Annotated in this window: 20 protein-coding genes; 1 reads left to right on the forward strand and 19 read right to left on the reverse strand. The window is 37.7% G+C overall.

Annotated elements, in window-relative coordinates:
- Positions 1–21: 21 nt before the first annotated feature.
- The 19 genes from ACGLXV_RS02745 to ACGLXV_RS02835 all read right to left on the reverse strand — a co-directional run bounded on the left by ACGLXV_RS02745 (position 22) and on the right by ACGLXV_RS02835 (position 16,156).
- A complete protein-coding gene (locus ACGLXV_RS02745; RefSeq protein ID WP_391557383.1) occupies positions 22–864 on the reverse strand; it encodes a DegV family protein in 843 nt (280 codons plus the stop codon).
- A gap of 140 nt (positions 865–1,004) precedes the next feature.
- Positions 1,005–1,256 carry a DUF2535 family protein gene (locus tag ACGLXV_RS02750; RefSeq protein ID WP_391557384.1) on the reverse strand — a complete coding sequence of 84 codons (252 nt, stop codon included), beginning with the start codon at positions 1,254–1,256 and terminating at the stop codon, positions 1,005–1,007.
- 104 nt (positions 1,257–1,360) lie between these two features.
- Complete coding sequence (locus ACGLXV_RS02755) at positions 1,361–1,684, reverse strand: DUF5658 family protein (protein WP_391557385.1); 324 nt, start codon at positions 1,682–1,684, stop codon at positions 1,361–1,363.
- 124 nt (positions 1,685–1,808) lie between these two features.
- A complete protein-coding gene (tatC, locus tag ACGLXV_RS02760; protein WP_391557386.1) occupies positions 1,809–2,564 on the reverse strand; it encodes a twin-arginine translocase subunit TatC in 756 nt (251 codons plus the stop codon).
- A 62-nt stretch (positions 2,565–2,626) separates the two neighbouring features.
- Entirely contained in the window at positions 2,627–2,824 is a 198-nt protein-coding gene (locus ACGLXV_RS02765) for a twin-arginine translocase TatA/TatE family subunit (protein WP_119708849.1), read from the reverse strand.
- A gap of 143 nt (positions 2,825–2,967) precedes the next feature.
- A complete protein-coding gene (gene ilvA / locus ACGLXV_RS02770) occupies positions 2,968–4,236 on the reverse strand; it encodes a threonine ammonia-lyase IlvA (protein ID WP_391557387.1) in 1,269 nt (422 codons plus the stop codon).
- A 167-nt stretch (positions 4,237–4,403) separates the two neighbouring features.
- The gene (locus tag ACGLXV_RS02775; protein ID WP_391557388.1) at positions 4,404–5,135 is read right to left on the reverse strand and encodes a lysophospholipid acyltransferase family protein; all 732 of its coding nucleotides are present in this window, start codon (positions 5,133–5,135) and stop codon (positions 4,404–4,406) included.
- A gap of 81 nt (positions 5,136–5,216) precedes the next feature.
- Positions 5,217–5,696 (reverse strand): dihydrofolate reductase, encoded by a 480-nt coding sequence (locus ACGLXV_RS02780; protein ID WP_391557389.1) that lies wholly within the window; start codon positions 5,694–5,696, stop codon positions 5,217–5,219.
- Positions 5,693–6,487, reverse strand: coding sequence for a thymidylate synthase (locus ACGLXV_RS02785; protein WP_391557390.1), 795 nt, complete (start codon positions 6,485–6,487; stop codon positions 5,693–5,695). The genes ACGLXV_RS02780 and ACGLXV_RS02785 overlap by 4 nt, the downstream gene beginning before the upstream one ends.
- 193 nt (positions 6,488–6,680) lie before the next feature.
- Positions 6,681–7,271 carry a YpjP family protein gene (locus tag ACGLXV_RS02790; protein WP_391557391.1) on the reverse strand — a complete coding sequence of 197 codons (591 nt, stop codon included), beginning with the start codon at positions 7,269–7,271 and terminating at the stop codon, positions 6,681–6,683.
- A gap of 110 nt (positions 7,272–7,381) precedes the next feature.
- Complete coding sequence (locus ACGLXV_RS02795; protein WP_391557392.1) at positions 7,382–8,155, reverse strand: class I SAM-dependent methyltransferase; 774 nt, start codon at positions 8,153–8,155, stop codon at positions 7,382–7,384.
- A 53-nt stretch (positions 8,156–8,208) separates the two neighbouring features.
- The gene (locus ACGLXV_RS02800) at positions 8,209–8,643 is read right to left on the reverse strand and encodes a BrxA/BrxB family bacilliredoxin (RefSeq protein ID WP_391557393.1); all 435 of its coding nucleotides are present in this window, start codon (positions 8,641–8,643) and stop codon (positions 8,209–8,211) included.
- A 68-nt stretch (positions 8,644–8,711) separates the two neighbouring features.
- Positions 8,712–9,836 carry a conserved virulence factor C family protein gene (locus ACGLXV_RS02805; RefSeq protein ID WP_391557394.1) on the reverse strand — a complete coding sequence of 375 codons (1,125 nt, stop codon included), beginning with the start codon at positions 9,834–9,836 and terminating at the stop codon, positions 8,712–8,714.
- Between the two features lie 29 nt (positions 9,837–9,865).
- Positions 9,866–11,740, reverse strand: a complete 1,875-nt coding sequence (locus ACGLXV_RS02810) for an ABC-F family ATP-binding cassette domain-containing protein (RefSeq protein ID WP_391557395.1) — start codon at positions 11,738–11,740, stop codon at positions 9,866–9,868.
- Positions 11,737–12,384: an HD domain-containing protein gene (locus tag ACGLXV_RS02815; protein WP_119708860.1), complete on the reverse strand. Its 648-nt coding sequence runs from the start codon at positions 12,382–12,384 to the stop codon at positions 11,737–11,739. Before ACGLXV_RS02815 ends, ACGLXV_RS02810 begins: the two co-directional genes overlap by 4 nt.
- An 88-nt stretch (positions 12,385–12,472) precedes the next feature.
- Positions 12,473–13,318 carry a DegV family protein gene (locus tag ACGLXV_RS02820; RefSeq protein WP_391557396.1) on the reverse strand — a complete coding sequence of 282 codons (846 nt, stop codon included), beginning with the start codon at positions 13,316–13,318 and terminating at the stop codon, positions 12,473–12,475.
- 108 nt (positions 13,319–13,426) lie between these two features.
- A complete protein-coding gene (locus tag ACGLXV_RS02825; RefSeq protein WP_391557397.1) occupies positions 13,427–13,903 on the reverse strand; it encodes a glutathione peroxidase in 477 nt (158 codons plus the stop codon).
- Between the two features lie 13 nt (positions 13,904–13,916).
- Positions 13,917–14,438, reverse strand: coding sequence for a hypothetical protein (locus ACGLXV_RS02830; RefSeq protein ID WP_391557398.1), 522 nt, complete (start codon positions 14,436–14,438; stop codon positions 13,917–13,919).
- Between the two features lie 29 nt (positions 14,439–14,467).
- Positions 14,468–16,156 carry a formate--tetrahydrofolate ligase gene (locus ACGLXV_RS02835; protein ID WP_119708863.1) on the reverse strand — a complete coding sequence of 563 codons (1,689 nt, stop codon included), beginning with the start codon at positions 16,154–16,156 and terminating at the stop codon, positions 14,468–14,470.
- 164 nt (positions 16,157–16,320) lie between these two features.
- Between ACGLXV_RS02835 and metA the strand changes: the two genes are divergently transcribed.
- The gene (gene metA / locus ACGLXV_RS02840; protein WP_391557399.1) at positions 16,321–17,229 is read left to right on the forward strand and encodes a homoserine O-acetyltransferase MetA; all 909 of its coding nucleotides are present in this window, start codon (positions 16,321–16,323) and stop codon (positions 17,227–17,229) included.
- Positions 17,230–17,241: the final 12 nt, after the last annotated feature.

Consider the following 17,241-nt stretch of genomic DNA (forward strand, 5'->3'; position numbering starts at 1 on the left):
AACAGATAATGTTCAGGCAATTTACTCAAAATAGTACATAAAACCAATGGCACCTGGCCCAGTATGGGTACTAACGATTGGAGTGGTATATTCAATATCTATTAAATCAAAATCAGCTATTGTTTTTAAGGCTGAGATCAGCTTTTGATTTAACTCTGGAGCCTCTGCATGGACGAGTCCAACACCTTTGATATTATGACCAGCTGTGTCTTCAGCAAATTGCTTTGCAAGGTAGTTAGCTACTTGACTGTAGCTTCGAGCTTTCGAAACAGGTGTATATACTCCACCTTCTAGAGAGGCAATTGGTTTGATATTAAGAAGTGAACCAATCATTGCCTTTCCCTTTCCGATTCTCCCACCCTTCACGAGATTCTCAAGAGTATCGACAACTACAAACAATCTTGTATTTGAACGAATATGCTCGAGTCTAGTCAATATTTCATCCATACTTTTTCCTTCTTTAGCCATCTGAGAAGCTTCTATCACTTGGAATGAAAGGGCTTTCGATATAAAGCGAGAATCAACAACCTTTACATTTGCCTTTGACATAGATGCTGCCGTCTCGGCTGACTGAACCGTACCACTCATTCCTCCAGTCATATGTATTGAAAGAACATCATACCCTTCCGAACCTAATCGATCATACAGTTCAGCAAATACGCCAACAGGTGGTTGTGAACTTTTAGGTAGTTCCTCTGCTGCCTTCATCTTATTCAAAAAGTCCTTTGGGGTTAAATCAACCCGATCCAAGTAAGTCTCTCCTTCAATTTGGATAGATAATGGGACAACCTCAATATCATACTTCCTTATTAATTCATCGGACATATCCACCGTTGAATCAGTCACTATTTTAATTTTACTCAAATTCCTTCACATCCTAATGCTAAAATCTCACTACCTATTATACAGAATTCTAGGTTAATGTCGAAAAAAGAAAGAGTATCGGCATGTACCGATACTCTTCATGTAAAGACAATCATGTCAAAGAAAAACAAACACATTAATTACGCGTTATTCTTTAGCTCTGGTACTTGGAATACATTCTGGTACACTGGCCACTTCAACGCTTTTTTCAAATAGTCTCTAAAAGAATAGCATTTCTTCGGCTGTTTGTCCCGGTATAGAGACGAAATAAATGATTGCAAACGGACTTGGATTAAAAAATAATAAGGGCTATCTTCCTCCAATACTGGAATTTCAATGACTTTTACCTTCTGTCCAACAACATTTTTGAACTCTAGGCTTTTGAATAGCAAAATATCAATCCTCTTTTTCACCCGTTTGTATATATTATACAATATTTATTTGTCGAAGTGTGTCTGAATATACACTAGTTGTGAAAAAATTTAAATTTATTTCATTATGAAAAGTAGTACTGGGTCATCCAATAAATATGCGTAAAACAAACCGGTGTATAAATGATAGAGGATAGAATAATCAGAGACAATATGAGTCTTTTTTTTCGAATCTTACTCCCCCAAGTAACTCCCATCCAAATGAGAAGTACTGATAAGGATATTTTTACCGTTAAAAACAAAAGTGGATGGATGTGATAAATACCATTCATATAAGGGTTCATTTCTCTTATCTTATTGAGTGATAATCCATGTGCGGTAGCAAAAGCGTCAAATACGTTCAGAAGAGCGAGATAAATAAACAGAAAACCTAATAATTTCCGATCCATACCACCCCTCATTTTTTTCATTATCTTTCGTTCTTAATTAAGAACACATTAAGCTAATTATAATGTAAAAAAGGGCCTTTTGAAAACAAAAAACCCACTTTTATAAAAAAGTGAGTTTGATCTTTTATCCTAAATCTACTCTCTCATCCTCATCCAAGCCCCACTCTTTCTCTTTTTTCAACTTTCTTTTATAAACAATTTTCGAAAGATTGATACTGATTTCGTATAAAAAAAGAAGTGGAATAGTCACTAAAATATCACTCATAAAATCAGGAGGTGAGATGACTACAGAAATTACAACCAGAACAAAATATGCATATTTCCGTATTTTTTGAAGTACATATGGATTTACAATTCCTAAAGATGTTAAAAACATTACGACAACAGGTAGTTCAAACAAAAATCCAAATGGAAGCGACATATTCATGATAAAACGGAAGTACTTGTCCGCTGTAAAATTAGCAACAAGCATATCGCCACTCAAATCAATCAAAAAACCCATTACGGTCGGAAAAATAACAAAATATCCAAAGCATAAGCCGACAATAAATAAAATGAACAAAGCTGGGATATAACTCAAAGTAATCTTTCTTTCCATAGGCTTTAATGCTGGTCTGACAAACAACCATATCTGCAACGCAAGAACAGGAATGGTACCTGCAATCGCAATTAAACCTGCTAACATGAAATAAACCCAAACGATATCGCTCGGTCCTAAAGCAATCAACTTAACATCTAAGTCCCGAACAAACCATTGATATATTTCTTCAACATAAATAAAACCAACTACAAAGAAGCCAAAAAAAGCTACAATAGAGACAATAAGTCTTTTTCTTAATTCGTCAAGATGATCAACAAGCTGTAATTCTTTATCCTCCATGTAAGTCCCCTACCATAAACAAAATGTAATCGAGAAAAAAAGTGTAAGAAATATCTTACACCTTATTTCGTAGCATTCTTCTTTTTATCCTCATCGAGCTCTTCCATTACATCACTTGTTAGCTCACGAGTAGATTTTTTAAATTCACGAAGAGTTTGACCAAATGCACGACCAATCTCAGGGAGCTTTTTAGGTCCGAAAATAATTAAAGCAAGTACAAGGATAAGGATCAATCCAGGAACTCCGATGTTTGAAAACACTGTAGAACATCCCCTTTGGTTAATTAGAATAACTAATCTACTACGATTATAGTACTTTTAACAACGAATGAGCCAATATGAAACACATTGTCATAAGAAGTTCACAATTTCAGTAGATGTCATTTTTCTCTTATCATTATACATTAAATGAGCAAATTAAATAAGTTACTATCTTTATTAACTTCTGTAAAAGCAAAACCTTTTTTGTTTAATCTTTCAATTAAACCTTTGTAGTCTTCCTTCTTCTGTATTTCAATCCCCACTAGTGCTGGTCCATTTTCTTTATTATTTTTCTTAGTATATTCGAATTGTGTAATATCATCCGTTGGTGACAATACTTCATCTAAAAACTCACGAAGTGCACCCGCACGTTGTGGGAAGTTAACGATGAAATAATAAAGTAGACCCTCATACAACAATGAACGCTCTTTAATTTCCTGCATACGACCGATATCGTTATTTCCACCACTTATAATTACGACAATATTTTTCCCTTTAATTTCATCCTTATAAAGGTCAAGAGCTGCAATTGGTAAAGCACCGGCTGGCTCAGCAACAATGGCATGCTCATTGTATAATTCTAAAATACTTGTGCAAACCTTCCCTTCTGGAACCAGTAGGATATCATCCAATAACTCATAGCAAGTATCAAACGTTTTACTCCCCACACTTTTTACAGCAGCTCCGTCAACGAACTTATCAATGTCATCTAGAGCAGTCACGACTTCGTTATGAAAAGAGGTCTTCATGGCTGGTGCACCATAAGGTTCCACACCAATTAGCTTTGTTTGGGGAGAGACGCTTTTTACATACGTGCTCACACCCGCCATAAGGCCTCCACCACCAATACTGGCAAACACATAATCTACGGTTTCTTCACAATCCTGCAGTATTTCTACAGCGACCGTTCCTTGTCCTGCGATTACAAGCTCATCATCAAAAGGATGAATGAAGGTCCTTCCTTCTTTTTCCGCACACTCAACCGCTTTGGCATAAGAATCATCGAACGTATCCCCAACAAGAATAATTTCGATAAATCCTCTACCAAATAACTCTACTTGCCCAACTTTTTGCTTCGGTGTTGTCGTTGGCATATAAATTTTCCCTTGTACACCAAGATGACGACAAGCATATGCTACACCTTGAGCATGATTCCCTGCACTTGCACAAACAACCCCATTAGACAGATTGTCCTTACCAAGTGCTTTCATCTTATAAAAAGCACCTCTTAACTTAAAAGAGCGAACGTGCTGCAAATCTTCCCTTTTTAAATACACATTACAATCATATTTTTCTGATAAACGCTCGTTTTTTTGTAACGGTGTATGGGCAACGATGTCTTTGAGTTGGTGGTGCGCTATTAAAATATCTTCAACCTGCACCCATCTTTTTTTCATCACTTTCTGTTCCATATCCATCCTCCATTTTCCCGTTATAATCAGTACATTATACCACTCTCACCCATCATTTCAAGCGTATTATCAAAAAATTTGTATTTTTCAATTTATAAAACAGGTTATTCTTGGTTCAGAATATTCTCAGAATAAGGAAAAAAGCTAGACTCGTTAAGCCTAGCTTGTCATGATGCGATTTTTTCATCCTTTAGAGAATTAATAATTACCTCTCGTACATAATCCGAAACTTCCTTCATATCCTTTTGATCAAATATCGAAGAAGGAATACAAGGTAATATCTTCACCTGGATGGAAGCTGGTTTCACTAAACGGCCATTTTTTTCGAATACGTCAGATGTACCAGAAATACTAATTGGCACAATTGGTACCTTCGCATCCTTAGCAAGTCGGAATCCACCAGATTTAAACTCACCGATTGGTCCACCTTTACTTCTAGTTCCTTCAGGAAAAATAGCAATGGAGTGACCCTCTTTTAATAACTTAACAGCCTCCCGTATCGATTGAACAGATTTCCTACGATCGCTTCGATCAAGAAACACACAATTCATGATTTCCATCCATGTTGAAAGGATCGGAACTTTTTTCACTTCTACTTTTGATATAAACCCAAACGGCTTTTCAATACTAGCCAGTAATGTAGGAATATCAAAATCTCCTTCGTGATTGCTAATCATTACAACCGCACCTTCAGGAAGATTCTCAATCCCCTCCACCTTAACCTTAGAACCTGTCAACTTCATAATTGTTTTCGACCATTTGTTTGGAATCGTATGAATTAACTGATCTCTCTCTGACACTGATAAACGTTTATCTAATTTTTTCATTCTTTGCAATTTAGGTATGCTATAAACCAAATAACCACTCATGTACAAAAAAACAGCCATTAGCCTGATCATCTTGTTCACCCTCCATTATGTAACCACACTAATTATACTTGATTGTATTCGTTTTAAACATAAAAAATAAGCAGTGATTACTCACTGCTTACGTTGGTACACAAGAAATTCATAGTTGTATGGATTTTTTTCGTCTTTCATACCTGGAGTGGATTCGATAAGCTCCCAGTCGGATAAATTGTATTCCGGGAAAAACGTATCTGCCTCGAACTCTTCACGAATTTCCGTAACATAAAGGCGATCTGCGAAAGGAATAATCTCTTTGAAAATTTCAGCGCCACCAATCACGAATAGCTCCTCATCATCACGCTTTAATAAATCTTTTACATCATGAATAACTGTACAGCCTTCAATAGTTATTCCTTGGCTACGTGTAATAACAATATTTTCTCGACCAGGTAGTGGCCTTCCTATGGAATCATATGTTTTCCGGCCCATCGCAATTGGCTTCCCCATCGTAACTCTCTTAAAATATTTTAAATCCTCAGGAAGATGCCAAGGTAGTTGATTGTTACGACCTATCGCCCGATTCTCGTCCATAGCCCAAAGAAGGGAAATCATACACTAACAACCCCTTTAATATGAGGATGTGCCTCATAGTTAACCAACTCAAAATCGTCATACGTAAAACCAAACAAGTCTTTTTTCTCTGGGTTTATTTTCAAAGTAGGTAATGGATGTGGCTGTCTTGAAAGCTGTAGTTCCACTTGCTCTACATGATTTAAGTAAATATGCGCATCCCCAAATGTATGAATAAATTCACCAAGTTCAAGATCGCATACCTGTGCGACCATCATCGTTAAAAGCGCATAGGACGCTATATTAAAAGGAACACCTAAAAACACATCAGCCGAACGTTGATATAATTGACAGCTTAGCTTTCCATCTGCCACATGAAATTGAAACAGACAGTGACAAGGAGGAAGTGCCATTTTATCAATATCTCCAACATTCCATGCATTTACAATTAAACGCCTTGACTCAGGGTTTGTTTTAATTTGATTAACTAGGTCTGAAATTTGATCCACTGTTTCCCCTGTCGAAGTCGTCCACGATCTCCACTGGTGTCCGTACACTGGACCTAAATTCCCTTCTTCATCTGCCCATTCATTCCAAATACGAACGCCGTTATCTTGAAGATACTTTATATTCGTGTCACCTTGAAGGAACCAAAGTAATTCATGAATGATTGATTTCAAATGTAATTTTTTTGTTGTCACAAGAGGAAAACCTTCTTGTAAATCAAAACGCATTTGATAACCAAATGTACTTATTGTGCCCGTTCCTGTACGATCTTGTTTTTTTACGCCATTTTCTAACACATGCTTACATAGCTCTAAATATTGTTTCATTCTTCCACCTACTGTCACAAATTTTACGAAATACTAGTCTTTTACAAGGGTATAATTATTTTGATGTTAGGTCAATGCACGAAGGTGAAAATTTTTGTTGTTGTTAAGATTTGGTTCCAAGTGATTGTAGGTGCAAATTTAGGCACTTTTTCAAAACAATACCCCCTCTGACATTAGTCAGAAGGGGTTCGTATTAGCTCATCCACTTAGGTGGTGTGTTCGTGTCCCAATAGATTGATCCTAGTTCGTGGTGGGCTTCGAAGTTGTCATCGCTTGTGTGGTAGTGAAAGTTAAACCAATAGCCACTTTGGGGTGGATGGTCCTTTCTTACGTGGAAGCGGATGATGTCTTTGTTGTTTTCTTTGCTATACAGGTGAAATATTTTTTCAGCGTTGCCTCCAGTTGCGACTTCGCTTAATTCTAGGTATGCTAGTTTTTCTTCTGGGTACTGTACGGCTACTTCTTCAATCGCTTTATGAATATTCGGGAGGATGATCTGTTTGAATTCGTCTTCTATAACAGGTTTGATTCTACTTCCAAATTTTAGGTATGATAACTCTTCTGCTTCATTTAACCAGCTTTGTATGATCTGTTCGCTACTATCTAACTCTTCTTCAGTTATCTCTTCAATTTGAGTGTATGTAGTTTCCGCTTTAACTGAATCTTCACGTGTTGGTTTATCCGCTGAAGCCTGATTATATAGAAAGGTTTGGGATGGTGTTACCAAACCAAATGTTAAAATTGTAACCAACACGACGAAGGATTTTTGCAACCATTTTGGCATGATCTCCAATCCTTTCTACTAGCCTTTAAGAGTATTTAGAAAATACTGGCTCTTTTCTCATATTATACTCTTTTTACAGTAGAAAGTGGGAGATTAAATAACAAATATCATCATTTTGTAATAATCCCGAAATGGAATTTAGCAGACGGTCTTTTCATAACAGAGAATCCAAATTGATCGAAGCGCTTGCTACGAAAATGATCCTTTAGCACGAGGCGTTTCCTCGCCACTCTTGTTGCTTCCGAAATGAACTCTTCCCTTACTTCTGTGTACGCCGCTAACTCAGCTAATGCACGAATTCCGTCCGATTCTAAGATTGTTTCTTCAAACATTGGGTCAATATACACACAATCAAACTCATTGCTAGGAATATTCTTTAAATAAGTTAGTGCACTTGAATGTTGTACTGAAATTGCTCGCATAGCCTCATCCATTTTTGCCAAACCAGACTGCCAGTTGTTTAATCCTCGACCGACAAGATATGCTAGGTATTTATTTTCTTCTGTCCCGACCACTTTTCCCGATGGTCCAACGACAAAGCTTGCAACAATACTGTCAGAGGCAAGTCCTAATGTACAATCAAGAAGACTCATTCCTTTCTCCAGACCTGTTGCATCAATAAAAGGATCATGTTCGTTTTTTAGCAGTCTTTTAATTCTGAACATAGAGGAATTTGGATGGAAGAAAAACGGCTCTTCACCGGCCATTAAAAATAACTCCAGTCTCTCCTTTCCAACGACAATACAGTCTTCCTTATACAAAGATTGAAGTGTCTGAACCGATTTTTTCCTTCTTTCCTGATAGGGACATTCAAGGTCCAACGCTATCTGTTTTGCTTCTTCAATCATGTCTGGATTGGTTCGTCCTGCTGTTGTGACAAACATATCAATTCTTTCCTTTCAGAAAAAAAGGAATGTCAGCTGACATTCCTTTTTCTTTAACAATTTTGTTCAAATGCTGATTGGAGATTCTCCATGATTTCTTCCATTGTGTGGTCTTCGATATCGTGGCGATGGATAAAGTGAACCACTTGCTTCCCTTTTACAAGTACCATGGAAGGAGATGACGGTGGGAATCCTTCGAAATACTCACGCATTTTAGCCGTTGCATCTTTATCTTGACCAGCAAAAACAGTAACAAGCTTGGCAGGTTTTTTGTCAGTTCTAACAACTGCTTGAGTTGCCGCTGGACGTGCTAAACCTGCCGCACAACCACATACAGAGTTAACAAAGATTAACGCAGTGTCTTCATTTTGATTCATAAAGTTTTCTACTTCTTCTTCTGTTTGTAACTCTTCAAAGCCCGCATGAACCAGTTCTTCACGCATTGGCTTTACCATTTGTCTCATATATTCCTCATATGCCATTGACATAAAAAATCCCTCCTACTAACTATATCCATTGTTAGCATACTATATTTATTTCAAATGATGCAATTTTCTTAGTTTTGTTTTCTTGCTTCCGTCATTTGTTTCCAAACTGATCCTTTTGCATCCTCACCCAATTCAATTCTTTCAATAGCAAGTTTAATTTGTAAGCTTACTTCAAATTCCGGATCTTCTTCTGCTGCCTTCAGGGCAGGAAGTGCACGGTCATCTCCCAATTCATATAAAAACATTGCCGCTCTCCAGCGCACTAATTTACTCTCATCACTTAATGCCTTCATCATTTCTTCCATTGCTTCTTCAAACCCTAAATCTGATAAGCAGTCTCCAGCTGTACGTCTGACAGTCACTGTTTTATCCTTTAATGCTTTATAGAGGAGCGGTAATATTTTCTTGTCTTCAATCATCCCTAAATAGACAGTAGCTAATCTCCGAATTGAGGCCTTTTCGTCGTTTAGTGCTTTTTCTAACACTGGCAGATCTTCCACTTCTGGATCGTCCATTTGTTCAAGAAGCTGATATCTTTTTCGCCAATCCGGATCATTTAATGAATGAACATCAATCTTCTGCTTCTGGCGTTTAACAGGCTTGGCTGTTCCCTTATTCGTCGCCTCTTGAATAAGTTCGTCTAGACGGTCTGTTGTATAAGCAGCCATTAGTTCTTCTAATACTTCCTGGCCGATTTGATCGAAATCTCCGTATCGAACACCAAACTCTTTCCACCTTCGAACCATTACAACGTTATCCTCTGGATCCTGCGCCTTGGAAACAGCCTCTTTATACTGTTCGGGTAATCCATATCGTCTTTCTTCTGTTCCATCTGTTAGCTTAATTTGCATCGGAATTCCTTTATACATCTGAACAAGCACCTGTATTTCTCCGTAGTGCTCATTAATCTTTTCTTCTTGTTCCACTATTTCCGCTTCTTCGCCAAATGCTAGCCTTACTTTCGGTAAAATTTCTTTCCAATCGTATTTCGCATTTCTTTCCACCGCTAGAAAATCAGCTACATGGTACACACCTTTTACACCTTCAATGGTTAAAATATCCTGAATAACCTTTGGAGCACCGGCACTAGTCTCTTTCTTATAGTTATTACTTTTTCCCATTGGAAGCTCTTCATTTAAAATAACCTTCATCGTATTCGGACTAGGAGTTGGTTCAATGGATCGTATGTTCAAACCTCTTCATCCTTCCCTTGTTCTTTTATTTAACTATTCTCTGCAATTTCTGATAAATAGCTCCAACGCTCAATCAAATACTCAAGTTTTTCGTTTAAAGCATTTTCCTCTTCCATTAAAGCTTGAGCCTTTTCAAAATCACTGCCTGTTTTTCCCATCTCTACAGCAATTTCTTCAATTCTTTTTTCCGCATTTTCAATATCAGAATCAATGGATTCCCATTCAAGCTTTTCCTTATAACTCATACGCTTCTTCTTTGCTTTTTCTTCTTCCACAGGTTTCTCTGCTGCACTTGCTCGAACCACTGGCTTTTCTACTTGCTTTTCAAGGAATTCACTGTAGTTTCCATAATAAGATTCAATCACTCCATTACCTTCAAGCACAAGCAATTGTTCCGCCACTTTATCTAAGAAATAGCGATCATGGGATACCGTAATGACAACTCCAGGAAACTCTTCTAAATAGTCCTCAAGTACAGTCAGTGTTTGAGTATCTAGATCATTCGTTGGTTCGTCTAATAACAAAACATTCGGTTCAGTCATTAACAGCTTTAATAAATACAAGCGACGTCTTTCTCCCCCTGATAACTTTCTGATTAGGGTGCCGTGAGTGAATGATGGAAAAAGAAATCTTTCTAGCATTTGAGTCGCTGAAATCGTTTTTCCATCAGAAGTATTAATCACCTGTGCCGTTTCTTTGATGTATTCAATCATCCGTTTTGAAATGTCCATGTCTTCATTTTCTTGAGTATAAAAAGCAACCTTCACTGTTTGGCCGATGATTCGTTCACCTGAATCTAGAGGGATTTTACCAGCTAGAATATTTAATAAGGTTGATTTTCCTGTACCATTTTTCCCAATAATTCCGATTCTGTCATGAGGTTTCACTAGTAAATCGTAAGACTTAAGGATAACTTTGGAATCATACGTTTTTGTTGCATCTTTTAATTCGAATACTTGCTTACCTAAGCGGCTGCCTGATAAAGATAAATCTAGCTTTTCCGAAGTTTTTACGGAGCTTAAATTCTCATCCAGCTTTTCAAAACGTTGAATTCTTGCCTTCTGCTTTGTTGTTCGTGCCTTTGCCCCTCGTCTAATCCACTCAAGCTCTCGTCTGAATAGATTTTTTTGTTTTTCAAGAGTGGCTGCTTCATTTTCTTCACGAATGGCCTTAGCTTCTAGAAAGTCCGCATAATTTCCTTTGTAGCTGTATAGTTTGCCACCTTCTAGTTCAAACACGCGGTTCGTTACACGGTCTAGGAAATATCGATCATGCGTTACAAGCAACAAGGCACCTGTATAACGGCTTAAATAATCTTCAAGCCATTTCACCGATTCGAAATCTAAGTGATTGGTAGGCTCATCTAGAATCAGTAAATCTGGAGATTGAATTAACACTTGAGCAAGAGCCACTCGCTTTTTCTGGCCACCAGATAATTCTCCAATCTTTTTTTCATACTCTTCAATTCCAAGCTTATTTAAAATCGTTTTTGCGTTCGTACTTGCATCCCATCCATCTAAAGCATCCATTTTCTTTTGTAAGTCAAAAAGTTTTTCCTGAATTTCACTATCATCCGGGACTCTATTAAGCTCTAGAAGAGTTTCTTCGTACTCTTTTAGAAGCTTTAAAACAGGTGCCTCACCAGCAAAAACCTGATCAAGGACCGTTAATTCTGGATTGAGATCCGGATTTTGCTCAGAATAAGCAATTCGATAATCTTTAGGAGCAATTACTTCTCCTGAATCTGGAAAATCAACGCCTGCTACTATTTTCAATAATGAGGACTTTCCTGTCCCGTTTACTCCAATAAGTCCAACTCTTTCTTTCGCGCTTATTGTAAAAGAAATTCCATTGAATAATTCCTTTTCTCCATATGTTTTTGTCACGTTTTCGATACTAATCATTGACGTTTTCCATTCCAATCATTGTAAAATTCATGTAAGAAATCTTCCATATATGCATGTCGTCTTTCTGCTATTTCTCTTCCTGATTTTGTATTCATTTTTTCTTTTAGCTTTAGTAACTTTTCATAAAAATGATTAATAGAGGAAGAATTTCCTTTCCGGTACTCTTCGTTTGTCATGCTTGTTCGGACAATAATGGTCGGATCATAAATAGGCTGACCTTTTTTTCCTCCATAAGCAAATGCCCTGGCTATCCCTATCGCTCCTATCGCATCTAAGCGATCAGCATCTTGGACGATGGCTGCTTCAACAGTTGTGATGTTTCGATTATTTCCACCTTTAAATGAAATGGTTTCAATGATTTCTTTAATATGGTTTTTCTTCAATTCATCTAATGGTAACTGACTCAAAAAGGAAGTAAGCTTCTTTTCTCCCTCTTCCTTCGAGCTATGTAATTTTTCGTCAGAAATATCATGAAGTAGAGCAGCTAACTCAATAATGAAAGGATCTCCCATCTTTTCCTTTTCATGAATTTGCAAAGCAATATTCCGTACTCTATCAATATGAAACCAATCATGACCAGTTGAATCTGCGTACATTTCTCGTTTGACAAACTCTTCTGTCTTGGTTATTACTTGCTTCATTACACCACCTCATTCTTTCCACTCATATTCTACCATGAACTTCTTTTTTTCGAAAAAGAAAAGGAAGTGCACAAAGGACGCACTCCCTTTACAGTCTATTAAACCAGCTAATTCCGATTGTATTTTCTCCTGCGTGGACACCGATCGTTGCACCTAAAGGATAAATACCGAATGCAACATCAGGGAAACGTTTACACAATTCATCATGCCATTTTCTCGCTTCCGTATCATGAAGCCCGTATAAAATATAGGCTTCTTTTATAGCATAAGCCTCAATGGAAGCTTGAAGATAAGAGATGATTTTCTCCATTCCTTTGCTTTCACTTCTAATTTTCTCTTTTGCCTGTAATACGCCGTCCTCAATGGAAATGATCGGTTTAATATTTAGCATGCTGCCAAGGAAAAAGGATAATCCGTTCATCCGCCCACTTCTGTGTAATTGTTCCAAACTCCCGATTAAAACAAATGTCTCGTTCGTGTTGGCAAGCTCACTTAACTTTTGTTCAACCTCTTCAACGGAATTACCAGCCTCAATCCATTCCATTCCTTTCTTAATCATCCGGGAAAGGGGATAAGAGAGTATCTTTGAATCGATTGTTGTGACCGGTGTATTCACCATACTGGCCGCCTGAACACTTGAAGAGACCGTACCGCTTAATTTAGCTGATACGAGAATGGAGAACACGTGATCATACTGTCCTTCTAGCTTTTCAAACAATGATACAAACTCACCTACAGATGGTTGAGACGTTTTTGGTGGAACTTGAAGATGCTTCAATTTCGCATAGAGTTCTTCTGCTGTTAAATCGATTCCATCCTTATATTCCTTTTCGTCTAAAACGATCGTCATTGGCACGGTGAAAACATCTGGATGATTGGTTAGTTCTTCATCTAAGCAAGCGGTACTGTCCGTAACCCAGGCAATTTTCTTCATTCTAATTCCCCCCTATTAATTTTATAGTATTAATAATTATTAACTATGTAAAGATAATTCAGAAAATTACAGCTAATTAAGAACCCTTGCGACTGCAAGGGTTTTATATTAAATCAGCTTTTCAATATCTTCTGATATTTCTATTGGGTTCGTATTAGGTGCATATCTTTCCACTACCTCACCCGAACGGTTTACTAAAAACTTAGTGAAATTCCATTTAACAGCTTTCATCCCTAGTACTCCTGGTGCCTCTTCCGTTAAATATTGAAAAAGTGGGTGCGCATTTTTTCCATTTACATCCACCTTTGAAAACAATGGAAACGTTACTCCAAAATTCATTTCGCAAAATGACTGGATATCGGACTCGGTACCTGGTTCTTGATTCATAAATTGATTACATGGAAAACCTAACACAGTGAATCCTTTTTCTTTATATTGTTCATAAAGCTCTTGAAGTTCTTTGTATTGAGAGGTAAACCCACAATTACTAGCTGTGTTTACAATTAATAGAACGTCACCCTTATATTCCGAAAGAGAAATCGTTTGACCATTAATTTTCTTCGCTTCAAACTGATACACCGTCATCCCTTAACTCCTCCTAATGTTTTACATCTAGTTCAAGTTTATCTAAGGATTGTAATATAACATCTGCAAGCACCGTTAAATCTTCCATTTGCTCTTCATAAATGAGTCTTTTAAAATTAACTTCTACCTCTACTTTATTGCCAGACTGATCTTGGAGCGGGTCAGAGATGATCTTACAATGATACTCTCTATCCTTCCCCCAAATGGATTGGAGAACCTCCAAAATTCTTATATCAAAAGAACGTTGCTCTAGGATAGAGAAAACCATTTTAAAATGGCAGCCCGCATCCTTTTCTGATTGCAACTTTGGGTGTAACTCTGCAGCTAAATTCGAAATATCTGCACGTAAAACGACTGTACAGCTACTCTTACTATCCCTATTCTTCTTTATGGTCATCTCTGATTGTCGCGAAAGCTTTGCTACATTTACAATGTCGTTTCGATCAACGATGCATATTTGACCCTCTAAATCTAGGTCATAAAGGGCACCTTCCAAAACCACCTTAATATTATCAAAAGCCGTTGGATCAAACATATTAAAATACCTCATCCATCATCATTCGATTAGAATAATCCTATTGCATTTCCTTTATCATCAACATCCATTTTTAACGCGGCTGGTTGCTTCGGTAAACCTGGCATCGTCATTACGTCCCCTGTTAAAGCAACAAGGAAACCAGCACCGATCGAAGGTTTTAATTCTCTTACCGAAACGGTAAAATCGGTTGGTCTACCAAGTTTACTCGGGTCATCTGAAAGGGAATATTGTGTTTTGGCCATACAAATCGGAAGGCCGTCCCATCCATATTGCTCAAAGTCCTTCATTTGCTTTTTCGCCTTTGATGAGAACTCGACATCCTTTCCTCCATACACCTTTTGAACAATTGAACGGATCTTCTCTTCGATCGAGTCACTTACATTATATAAAGGAGCATATTCTTCATTATGACTTTCGATGGCTTTTAACAGTTTTTCTGCTAGAGCAATACCACCTTTTCCACCCTTTTCCCATACTTCGGTTAAGGCAACTTGTACACCTTCCTTTTCACACAATTCCAATAAGGTGTCCACTTCAAGATTGGTATCTGATATAAACTTATTTATAGCAACAACGACAGGTAATCCGAAACTTCTGATCGTTTGTACATGTTTTTTCAAGTTAGCAAAGCCAGCAATTAGCGCTTCAACATTTTCATTATTTAGATCCTGCTTACCAACACCGCCATGCATCTTCAGAGCTCTAATCGTTGCTACGACAACAACCGCCTCCGGTAATACATCTCCGTTTCTTGCTTTAATATGTAAAAACTTTTCTGCTCCTAAGTCAGCACCAAATCCAGCTTCTGTAATAACGAAATCAGCAAGCTTAGATGCGGCTGTGGTAGCAATGACAGAGTTACAGCCATGGGCAATGTTAGCAAACGGTCCACCATGAACGAGCGCTGGAGTATGCTCAATCGTTTGTACAAGATTTGGTTTGACCGCATCTTTTAATATGAGCGCGAGAGCACCCTCTACACCAAGTTGTGAAACAGTTACCGGCTGTTTCTCCATATTGTAAGCTACTACCATCTCAGACAGTCTTCGCTTTAAATCCTTTAGATCTTTCGCTAAGCAGAGTACAGCCATAATTTCGGATGCGACTGTAATATCAAATCCATCCTCACGAGGTACACCCTGCATCGGTCCGCCTAACCCAATAATTACATTCCTTAAAGCACGGTCATTTAAATCGAGTGCTCTCTTCCAAACAATTCTACGTTGGTCGATCTGTAGTTCGTTTCCTTGTTGGATATGATTGTCAATTAGAGCGGCTAATGCATTGTTTGCGGTCGTAATGGCGTGTAGGTCGCCTGTAAAATGTAAATTTATTTCGTCCATCGGCAGTACTTGAGAATATCCACCACCAGCGGCTCCACCCTTAACTCCCATCGTTGGCCCTAAGGATGGTTCCCTCATAGCAATCATTACTTTTTTTCCAAGTTGAGAAAAAGCATCTCCTAATCCAACTGTTACAGTAGACTTCCCTTCTCCTGCGGGAGTCGGATTAATTGCTGTTACAAGAATGATTTTGCCGTTTGGATTTCCTTGGATTTTATTTAATGTGTCAGATGAAAGTTTAGCCTTATACTTTCCATATAACTCGAGGTCATCATCTGTTAATCCTATTTTTTCAGCAATTTGAATGATTGGTTTCATTTCTGCAGATTGTGCAATTTCAATATCACTTTTTACGCTAACCTTGATGTTCAATGATGTTACCTCCATGCCTGTATTTTTTCAATGTATATTGTACCATTTGCAAATGTTCCTGTATCCACTCTTTTTTTAAGTTCTTTGATCATTATCCTTGATACTAAAAAAATCCAGTATATAATATAAATAGCCTGAATATTGAATAAAGGGGTTGAAATTCATTGCCAATCAAAATTCCGAAGCTTTTACCGGCTCGAGAAATACTGGAATCTGAAAATATCTTTATTATGGACGACGAGAGAGCGAACCACCAGGACATTCGTCCGTTAAATATTCTCATCCTAAATTTAATGCCAGAAAAGCAAAAAACAGAGGCTCAGTTACTTAGACTTCTAGGGAACACCCCTCTACAAGTTAATATTTCGTTTTTACAAACCGTTACTCATCAAGCAAAAAATACAAGCCAATTGCATCTTGACCAATTTTACACGGCATTCTCTGAGATTAAGCACCGCAAGTATGATGGACTTATTATCACAGGAGCACCAGTAGAACTCTTATCCTTTGAAGAAGTTGATTATTGGGAAGAGTTAAAAATGATCATGGACTGGTCAAAAACGAATGTCACTTCAACCTTACATATTTGTTGGGGGGCACAAGCAGCATTGTATCACCATTTCGGTATTGGAAAGTATGAGCTATCAAGAAAATGTTCCGGCATATTTACTCACCGCGTGCATGTTCCTGTCGATTTATTATTAAGGGGATTTGATGATGAGTATCTCGCACCTCACTCCAGATACACAGATGTGGAAGTCGAGGAAATCATGAACCACCCTTCGCTCAGATTGTTATCGAGTTCAGAGGAAGCAGGCCCGTTTATCATTAGTGCCAATGAGGGCAAACAAATCATGATTACGGGACATTTAGAATATGAATCGACAACCCTATCTGAAGAGTACTTAAGAGATCAAAAAAAGGGATTAGATATCCATGTTCCGGAAAATTATTTCCCTAACAATGACCCAAATCAAATTCCAGCAAATCGTTGGCGTTCCCACGCACATTTATTATTTTCAAACTGGCTTAACTACTTTGTATACCAACAAACTCCGTATATATGGGAATAAAAAAAGAGAGCG

This window comes from Robertmurraya sp. (genome assembly GCF_036676585.1).
In the GTDB taxonomy this organism is placed as follows: domain Bacteria; phylum Bacillota; class Bacilli; order Bacillales; family Cytobacillaceae; genus Robertmurraya_A.